This is a genomic window from Candidatus Electrothrix sp. (assembly GCF_052785085.1).
Genome location: NZ_JALAAI010000143.1, coordinates 1 through 8,872 on the forward strand (window position 1 = coordinate 1; position 8,872 = coordinate 8,872).

The 8,872-nt window shown below is 48.2% G+C and carries 11 protein-coding genes and 1 riboswitch; of the genes, 6 read left to right on the plus strand and 5 right to left on the minus strand.

All coding sequences use genetic code 11. The annotated features are described in order from the left end of the window. Positions 1-363 precede the first annotated feature (363 nt). On the plus strand, positions 364-726 hold the full coding sequence (locus L2082_RS16845) for a hypothetical protein (RefSeq protein WP_446009934.1): 363 nt from the start codon (positions 364-366) through the stop codon (positions 724-726). A 243-nt stretch (positions 727-969) separates the two neighbouring features. Further along, positions 970-1,371: a hypothetical protein gene (locus tag L2082_RS16850; RefSeq protein WP_446009935.1), complete on the plus strand. Its 402-nt coding sequence runs from the start codon at positions 970-972 to the stop codon at positions 1,369-1,371. A gap of 140 nt (positions 1,372-1,511) precedes the next feature. On the opposite strand, the gene L2082_RS16855 is transcribed toward L2082_RS16850, so the two are convergent. The 4 genes from L2082_RS16855 to L2082_RS16870 are packed head-to-tail and all read right to left on the minus strand — an operon-like array spanning position 1,512 to position 5,218. Then, positions 1,512-2,396 (minus strand): ABC transporter substrate-binding protein, encoded by an 885-nt coding sequence (locus L2082_RS16855; RefSeq protein WP_446009936.1) that lies wholly within the window; start codon positions 2,394-2,396, stop codon positions 1,512-1,514. A 49-nt stretch (positions 2,397-2,445) separates the two neighbouring features. Continuing rightward, positions 2,446-3,246: an ABC transporter ATP-binding protein gene (locus L2082_RS16860; protein ID WP_446009937.1), complete on the minus strand. Its 801-nt coding sequence runs from the start codon at positions 3,244-3,246 to the stop codon at positions 2,446-2,448. Then, positions 3,239-4,276 (minus strand): FecCD family ABC transporter permease, encoded by a 1,038-nt coding sequence (locus tag L2082_RS16865; RefSeq protein WP_446009938.1) that lies wholly within the window; start codon positions 4,274-4,276, stop codon positions 3,239-3,241. Before L2082_RS16865 ends, L2082_RS16860 begins: the two co-directional genes overlap by 8 nt. A gap of 30 nt (positions 4,277-4,306) precedes the next feature. Next, complete coding sequence (locus tag L2082_RS16870; RefSeq protein ID WP_446009939.1) at positions 4,307-5,218, minus strand: sirohydrochlorin cobaltochelatase; 912 nt, start codon at positions 5,216-5,218, stop codon at positions 4,307-4,309. Between the two features lie 214 nt (positions 5,219-5,432). Next, positions 5,433-5,624, minus strand: a riboswitch (cobalamin riboswitch). Between the two features lie 170 nt (positions 5,625-5,794). Here L2082_RS16870 and L2082_RS16875 point away from each other — a divergent pair. The 3 genes from L2082_RS16875 (at position 5,795) to L2082_RS16885 (ending at position 7,866) form a co-directional block, all read left to right on the plus strand. Beyond that, positions 5,795-6,469, plus strand: a complete 675-nt coding sequence (locus L2082_RS16875; protein ID WP_446012006.1) for a hypothetical protein — start codon at positions 5,795-5,797, stop codon at positions 6,467-6,469. A gap of 2 nt (positions 6,470-6,471) precedes the next feature. Next, positions 6,472-7,350 (plus strand): caspase family protein, encoded by an 879-nt coding sequence (locus L2082_RS16880; RefSeq protein WP_446009941.1) that lies wholly within the window; start codon positions 6,472-6,474, stop codon positions 7,348-7,350. A gap of 96 nt (positions 7,351-7,446) precedes the next feature. Next, the gene (locus L2082_RS16885) at positions 7,447-7,866 is read left to right on the plus strand and encodes an Lcl C-terminal domain-containing protein (RefSeq protein WP_446009944.1); all 420 of its coding nucleotides are present in this window, start codon (positions 7,447-7,449) and stop codon (positions 7,864-7,866) included. Between the two features lie 104 nt (positions 7,867-7,970). Here L2082_RS16885 and L2082_RS16890 read toward each other — a convergent pair whose 3' ends face one another. Further along, positions 7,971-8,222 (minus strand): hypothetical protein, encoded by a 252-nt coding sequence (locus L2082_RS16890; RefSeq protein WP_446009942.1) that lies wholly within the window; start codon positions 8,220-8,222, stop codon positions 7,971-7,973. Positions 8,223-8,245: 23 nt separating this feature from the next. Between L2082_RS16890 and L2082_RS16895 the strand changes: the two genes are divergently transcribed. Continuing rightward, positions 8,246-8,572, plus strand: coding sequence for a hypothetical protein (locus tag L2082_RS16895; protein ID WP_446009943.1), 327 nt, complete (start codon positions 8,246-8,248; stop codon positions 8,570-8,572). Positions 8,573-8,872: the final 300 nt, after the last annotated feature.

Below are 8,872 nucleotides of genomic sequence, written 5' to 3' on the forward strand. Positions count from 1 at the left end.
TTATCTATTTTTCGCAACTCTTCTCTGGATAGGTGCATGCGAACTCAGAACGTGGATAGATCTCGTAAAAAACGTTGTGACCCTTAAACTATCGTGATCTTCTTTTTTTGTCCAATCTTTTTTTGTGAGGAATGAGGGGGGTGAACGGTTACTACTTGTAATCTCATCTTCTGTAAAAAAAATGACTGAAGACGACTGAGAAGGTAGCATTATCTTGTCGTTTGATCGTTGTAATTGAAAGCGGCAAAAAATAAAATGCAAAATTGGTAAAAATAATTTTACAATCCGCCAAGAATCTTTTAATATAGGAAGCGAGGTTATAGAGTAACTCTTTATTTTAGAAAACTTTAAAGGAGGAAGAAAATGTTGGACAAGATTAAATCAGGAACAATCAGAGTTGCACTGGCACTGGCATTGGTTGCATCTGCGTACACCATGAGCAATGCTCAGTCTGTTGATATTCCGTTACCTGTGAGCGATCCGGATATCCAGGGAGTAGTAAATCCTATCAAGAATGATCCGATGGTAAAATCAGTGATGAACGGTGTTCGAGATCAAGTCATCACCGATATGACAAACCGTCCTCTTGATCAACTGCCGCTGTATACTACAATTATGGGAAAAATGCAGCCAATGATGATGCAGAAGATCATGGCGGTTCAGGCCCAAGGGTTGAAGAATCCGAATGGTGGCATTCCGGGTATGATAGCTCCTCCCCCTTTCTAAGTCGCTGAACGATGCAGTGAGATGATTCTTGCTGTATCTTGCGGCTAAGATTATTACAGATATCGTACAGGAGTGATAAGAAATACCTTCTGTACGATTCTGTACGAATGTACAAAAAATATTTAAATTTTAATGCCCTGAAAGGTTACTCATGTCATATTAAGCAAGGGATATAGAACGTTATCGTAATAACTTTCCAAAATGAATATAACGAATAGTTTTCATTAAAAAAAGGAGATAGAAATGCTGAAACTGAAAAAAATATCTGTTAAACTCGCCTTGATTGTTTCCTTTACAGCATTTTTTGCTGTTCAATATGCCCAAGCGCAGAGTATAAAACTTCCATTGACCATTGATGATCCAGACATCCAGAATGTAGTGGAAGACATTAGAATGAATGTTGGCCCAAATCCATCTATTATCCAAGAAATGATGATAAAGACAAGAGATATTGTAAAAGCAGAACAGGTCAAGAGGCTTCCTTTGATGCCACAGTTCAGAAATACAATAGGTAATGCAGTCAGTACCAAAGTAATGGCAGCGACCCGGACAGCGACTATGAATGCGCAGATGAACGCAATGCAGGATCCAATGAACCCTGAGGGCGTACCAAATTTTATTGCACCGAAATTTAACTTTGAATAATAGTTCTTGTTTTAAGTTGAGAGGCCACTTTCGCAGAGAGCGTGAGTGGCCTTTTTTTATTTTTTCTCTCTTGATTTGGGAATTGCCGTAGGAGCGAACCTGTTCCGTCCTTTTTTACTCACCTCAAGTTGACGATTCCTTTAATAGAGTATTTTGAAAATCTGCGTAATCCCTTCCAGCAACCCCATGGTTGGCCGTGAGACCAGCTTTTCATCAACAAGAAAGATCTGGTTATTCTGTACTGCCTTAATAACCTGAAATCCAGGCTCATTACGGATCATTTCCGTGGTCACCTTATTCATCCGTCCTTCTTGAGCCAGAAAGACGTCTATTTTTTTTGCCTTGGAGAAAATACGCTCCTTCCCATAGGCTGCAATGTTGCTTTTACGAACCTGGACCGCATCCTGGGCCACATTGATACCACCAGCAGATTCCAACACAAATATTGTCATGGATTGGAGGGCAAAGGTTTTCATTCGTTTGTGGATAGATTCAAAATAGACTTTTTTCCTCTTCTCTTCTGGGATACGTTCTACCTGGCGGTTGATTTCTACAAGACCAGCACCAAAACGGGCAATCATGTGTGAGGCTTCTTCCGGGTGTCCGCTGAGAATACCCAGATATTCCCAATAGCGGAACATCTCATCCACTGAGGTAGGTTGCAAGGAGACCACTGCCACGTTGCTTGCCTCAAGGCGTTCCACTATTTGTGGATATGCTCGACTATGCATGGGACGAATCAGCACCAGATCCGGCTTCAGGGCCAAGAGCCGCTCAGGATCATCACGAAAGCTGAGTTTAGGGAGATCCGGCAATTGCTTATCACTCCGCCCTATGGCAATGATTTGTGAACCAGCCCCCATATCAATCAGGTTACGGGTATGTGCTCCGTATAAGGAAATGATCCGTTGAAAGGGCTTGTCCGGCTGAATCACCTTGCCGACCTTATCAATAATAGGAGTGCCAAAGGCCGGAACTGTGAGCAGGCAAGAAAACAGGAAAGCAATAAGATAATGTTGCAACATTTTTTCCTCGTTGGTTTTTGGAGACTCATGAAAATTATTTATTCGATGACTAAGCAGGGAGTCGGTAACTCACTTGGTTGCAGGCGGAAAAGGCATCCTTCCGAACCTGTGCCTCCACGCCGTACACTTTCTGGATAATGTCAGGCCGCAGCACTTGGTCAGTGGGGCCTTGACAAATAATTTGTCCGTTTTTTAAGAAGATTAACTCATCACAAAAATACGTTGCCAGGTTTAAATCATGGATTGCAGCAACCACTGTCAAACTTTGTTCAACAACCCGGCGACGAATCAGGGCAAGGATGGACAGGGAATGGTAAATATCTAAGTTAGAGGTGGCCTCATCAAGGAGTAATACCTCTGGGTCCTGGACCAAGGCACGGGCCACAGCAACCCGCTGTTTTTCTCCGCCTGACAAACGGGTGACTGAGCGCGATGCAAATCCTGCCACGCCCATCTCTTCCATCACGGCATCAACCAGGGCATGCCCTTGGCTGGTCAGAGAGGCAAAGCGGCCAAGATGGGGGTGGCGTCCCATCTCCACTACTTCCCGGACTGAGAAACCAAAGCGAACCTGGAAATCCTGGGGTACCTGAGCGACCCGTTTTGCCAGTTCCCGTTTCTGCCATTGATACAGTGGAGTTCCACGATACAGCAGGTCTCCCTTATCAGGGGGGGATAACCCACAGAGCAGATCAAGCAAGGTGGTTTTTCCACTGCCATTAGGGCCGAGGATGCCATAACATTTGCCCGCAGAAAGGGCGAGCTGTATCTCTGCTAACACAGGTTGATTTTTGTAGGCAAAATCGACCTGGTCCAGCTGCCAGAGAATATCAGAAGAAGAGTCAGCCATTTTCCTGCTGTCGTTTCTTGAAGATATAGGCAAAAAAAGGGCCACCGATAAGGGCTGTCAGTACACCAATGGGAACTTCGGCAGGCAGCACTGCCCGGGTAATTGTATCAGCCACCAGCAGGAGCAGACCGCCGCCCAAGGTAGAAAGGATGATCAACTGCCTGTTATCCGGGCCCAGAAGATGGCGGAGAAGGTGGGGCACAATGAGCCCGACAAAGCCAATGATGCCTGAGACTGAAACACAGAGTGCAGTCATAAGGGAGCAGGTAATGAGAAGAACCCAGCGCAGGCGGACAGTATTGATACCAAGGGTGATGGCAGCCCGTTCTCCAGTGGCCATGATGTTAAGATCACGGCTATAAAAGAGACAAACCGTCATGCCGATCAGGATGGCAGGCAGCAGGAGAAGAATATTCTGACGGGAAATCCCGGACAGGGAACCCATGAGCCAGAAAATAATAATGCCGACCTGTTCATCAGCAACGAATTTGAGAAAACCTATGGCTGCGGAAAGAATAGCGGCAACAATCACGCCGGATAAAATCAGGCTGGTTGAAGAAAGGCGGCGGTCTTCAGAAGCCAGAGCCAGTACTGTGAACAGGGTTCCGATACTGCCCAAAAAGGCAAAAAGTGGCACAGAAAAGCTTGTTGGCAGCATCCAGCCCACAACCTGAAGCACAATAACTAAAGAGGCACCAAAAGCGGCCCCGGAAGAAATGCCCAAGGTGTAAGGATCAGCCAGTGGGTTGAGAAGAATGGCCTGAAAAACCGTGCCACAGAGGGCCAGCATGCCTCCGACCAGCACTGCCGCCAGGATACGGGGGAGGCGTACATCCATGACCACTGCTGTCACAATCGGGTCCATAGCCATATCTCCGCTTCCCAATGAAAGGGCATGGGTTATAAGCTGCAATACCGTTGCAACCGGGATCTCCATAAATCCCATTGTTGCTGACATCACAATGGAAATAAGCAGGAGAAGGAGCAAACCTGCTCCTGTGATAAGTGTAGATACCGGTCGTGCTGCCATAGATTTACCTTTGTCCACTTGTACGCAACCTTACTTCAGCACGATATCTGCATCAGCGGCCGCATCAGCAGCATGCTGAACAAAAATATCAGCAAAGGCATCCAGTTCACCAAGGCCTTTTTTGACCGTAATAACTTCAAAGCCTTCCTTTTCCAGGGTCATCTGCCAGGATGGTTTCTCGACATCAGTGCCAGTCATATCATTCATGGCATGATCTCCGGCCACAACCATGCAAGGTTTCAATATTACTTTTTGTATCCCGCCTAATTTCAGCTTGTCAATCACATCTTCAAGCGAGGGAAAACCCTTTACATTTCCTATCAGGATGACTGTTTCCGGGGAGCGTTCACGCATCCGGTGGGCAAGCTCAAGATAAGCACCTCCAGAGGGAAAATGTTCATTACCGTGTCCCATGTAGACCAAGGCAGCGTTTTCTTTGGCTGCCATTGCCAGGTCTTTGTCCAGGGCCTTTGCGGCTGCGCTAATATCCTCAGCATAGGGATGATCAAACCCATAGGTGCCCAGAGCAGGGCGTCCCAACACGACTTTATGAAACGGCTTGTATTTTTTCTTTTTTACCGTGCCCATGCGCATCAGGCTATCCACATAAGTACCAAGATCAAGGAATTCTTCTCCCATGGCAATGTGAGTGGGCTGCAGAATAATGGTGTCGTAGCCGACGTTTTGCAGATCAGCAATGGTGGCAAGCACAGTTTTGACGTGCAATACATCTTCCGGGATTTCAGGATGGGCCTTGCTGTAGGTCGGGTCTTTGGCCCGGTCCTGCCATATTTTGCGGATGATGTTGGAGGTAAAGGCGATTTTTACCGGGGTTTCCGGGTAATTTTCCATCATCCTGGTTCGGATGTTGAGCAATCCTTGCAAGGCAGGCTCAACAGTGGTGCCAAACATGGCTAAGACAATGGCGTTTTTATGCTCCACCTTCCATCCCTTGCTTGCAAAAGCAGTTGGTGTACTGCAAAGCAGTACAAGCATAATGAAAAAAAGGTAACTCCACGGGAATCTCCCTGTGCTGCTGGACCGGGGGATTCTGATGCGCGCAGAGCATAAAAAATCCCGGACCAATTAAAAAATTGATCCGGGATGTCCCTTTCTACCCAGATAACGTCCATATTGTTCATACCTTTGCCGAGGTGTTTGAACATTTTTCCAGGCAGGTTTTCTGACTTCCGGTTCGTCCTTCCCTGCGCCTTCCCACCTTTTTAAGGCATTGACATCATGCAGAGTTGTCTCCGGTTACAGCGGCGGGCCCGTCCCGGATTTACACCGGGTTCCCTTTTCATCCGCTTTATTTATGAAAGCGGACACCTGAAAGCAGGTGGTAGTTTAGTCAAGGGATGGGGGGAAGTCAAGCGGAAGTGTTTAACTCAATTTGGGGGTTGCCCTTTATTATCGCTTATCAAACCGACCTTGCGGAATCCCGTTGTTTTTTGTACACTCCTGCTGTTCTTTTCTTGTTTCCGTTATTTTTATCAAACAGAGACCCTGTGAGGTTCTATGTCCGGTTCAACTGAGTTTCTGCTGTATGTCACGGTGTATCGCCTGAGCGTGCTGGCGATAGGTGCGCTTTCTATTTATCTGGGGTTCCGTCTGTTCAATCGTCCTGCCGAGCTTGCCCGTTCTGGAATGGGGACGGCTTCAGCAGAGGTCGAGTCAAGCCTGTTTACTTTGCGCATGACTGATTTCTGGCCTGGAGCCTACTTTGCCCTGTTTGGCACGATCCTGATTGGGATTATGCTCTGGCAGGGGCCGCCGCAGATGAAGACAGAGGAGGTTCATGAGAAAACACCTACTGGTGAAAAAACAACGAGCAAAGCAGAGGTTCGCCTTGATCCTCATGTGCAGCTTGATGGATCGTCACGTCAGGAAAGAGCTGAGAGCGAAGTCGCTCTTGATCAGGAATGGGCAACGCTGGACAAACCCGGCATGATTTCTGCTGATGCCGCAGTACACTTGGCGAATATTGCCAGGGTGTGGCAGAAAGAAGGACGTATCGGCGAGGCCCTGGCTATGGCGCGACTGGCCTATTTGTACGGGCCGGAGATCAACAGGACTGCGCATCTTTCTCTGCTTGCGGAGTTGTTGGCAGCAAACGGAAGAACTCAGGATGCAGCTGATGCCCGTGCCGCATTGGAAAAACTGCGGCAAAAGGGAGAAGGGGCAGGGGAGTGATCATGTTGAAAAGATTGCTGTGTATTTTTTTGGTTATTCTGATTTTTGCTGGTTCGGCAGTTGCTTCTTCCTTTGGTCGTTTTCATGCTTTGGTGATTGGCAATCAGGATTATAAGTATCTCACGCCGCTGAAAACACCGAGAGCAGATGCTCTGGCAGTGGCTGAGGTATTGGAAAAACAGTACGGCTTTGAGGTTGAATTGCTTCTGGATAAGACGTGGCAGCAGACTATGGAAGCTATAACCGGACTGCGCAGTACGGCAAACCGCGAATCGGACAACCTGCTGATTTACTATGCCGGTCACGGGTATCTCAACAAGAAGACCGGTGTTGAATATTGGCAGCCGATTGATGCGGCAAGAGACAATGATATTTTCTGGATTCCGACATCAAGAATTACCAGTATGCTGAAGGAAATTCGGGCCAAACATGTGCTGGTGGTGGCGGATTCCTGTTATTCGGGCAGCCTGTTGACACGGGATTCCGGGGCGAAACTGCCGGACGGGTCAGGATTGGACGAACTGCTCCGGCGAATGCAGGAAAGACGTTCCCGCACTGCCTTGACCTCGGGCGGTGAAGAGCCGGTGTGGGATGCCGGAGGAGGGAGTCATTCAGTTTTTGCCAAGGCATTTCTTGATGCTTTGCGGGAGAATCAAAAAATTCTGGACGGGTATACCATTTTTGACCTGATCAGGCGACCGGTGGCTTTGAATGCTCCGCAGACACCTCAGTACGGGGATATTCGGATGACAGGGCATGAGTGGGGGGACTTTCTGCTGGTGCCCAAGGCGTTGCAGGAACAGAAGGAGCCTCCTCCTGTGGTGACACAGACAGAACAACGCAGGAGGGATGATTTTGCGTGGCGGGGAAATAATAAATAGGCTGCGCAACGTAGTGGAAAAGTAGAACCTGTTCGCACTTCCGTACCGCAGCAGGACAGGACAATCGGGCAATATATTGATCACGGCGATGGCACGATAACGGACACAAAAACCGGTTTGATGTGGAAACGCTGTTCAGAAGGTTTGTCCGGTGATAACTGCGAAGATGGCGAGGTCAAAACGTATACATGGGATGATGCGATGCAGCGTTTCAAGAATGTTGAATATGTAGGCCATGCTGATTGGCGGATGCCAACCATTGATGAGCTGAAAACCTTGGTGTATTGCAGTAAGGGAAGAAAAGACCAAGAGAGTGGTTGGTGCAACGAGGGTTCTGCAAGGCCGACGATCAATCAGCAGGTTTTTCCGAATACAGTAGCTGATTGGTACTGGTCCGGGTCGTCGTTTGCCGACCTCTCGGTCAGCGCATGGTACGTCTATTTCAGCAACGGCCTTTCCAGCGCCTCCAACCGCAACAACAACTATGCGGTTCGGTTGGTGCGCGGCGGACAGTGATTTTGTTTTTTTGCCTTTCCCAAGGGGCGAGTGATGCACGGGGTGTTACCCCGTGCTGGAATTGTATAACCCCTTCGGGGTATGTGGAATCCGGCATTTCGCCGTCAGGGCACGGCACGCCGTGCCCCTACGATGACGATGGCACTATGCCCCAAAGGGGCTATATGTAGCCAGCCCAAGGTAACACCTTGGGGATTACATCCCGTCACCAGGGGAGCATCTTGCGTCACCAAGGGCGAATGATTCTCCCTTTGGGGATTATGTCGCGTCACCAGGGGCGAATGATTCTCCCCTTGGGGATCATGTCCCGTCACAAGGGGATCGTCCTGCGTCACAAGGGGATAATGTCGCGTCACAGGGGGATCATGACCATCCCCTTATGAATGATGATGAATTTCTGTCGAATCATGACAAAATACTACCGAATAATGACAAAAATATTGCGCACCGTCATTATTTCCTGTCTCTGCATGATGCAGCGATAGGTACGAATCATTCTGCACCGTCGAAGAATGGTGCTGCGATACATCAGAACGATCCAGAAATACCGCAGGGTGATCCGACGACAGGTTCAAACGATTCAGCACTGCCGCAGAATGATGCTGCGACAGATCAGCAGACTCCTGCACAGGCACAGAATGAATCTATGCAGAGCCGGGGTAATCCCGCAACACCACGGCATAATGCCGCAATGGGGCTGACGTAACCAGCCTGGGGAGCAACCTTGAGTACCTTATGCCGTCTTTACAGCTGAAGCAGACTCGTATTAAATAAAGTGAGGGGCTTCTTGATTATGTTGTTGCAGCACCGACAGAAAAGAGACAGATGGAGCGACCCGTCTGCTCGCTTCCCAGACATGCTGATCAGGATGTATATCGCGGGAGCATTCCCAAAAAGTAGGAATGTATTTTTTTTTGGCTGTTGCTCTGTTTTTGCAAGACATCAGGATCAATTTATGGAATTAACATTACCCTAAATCAATCTTTCAAACTCAGGACAGCAAATC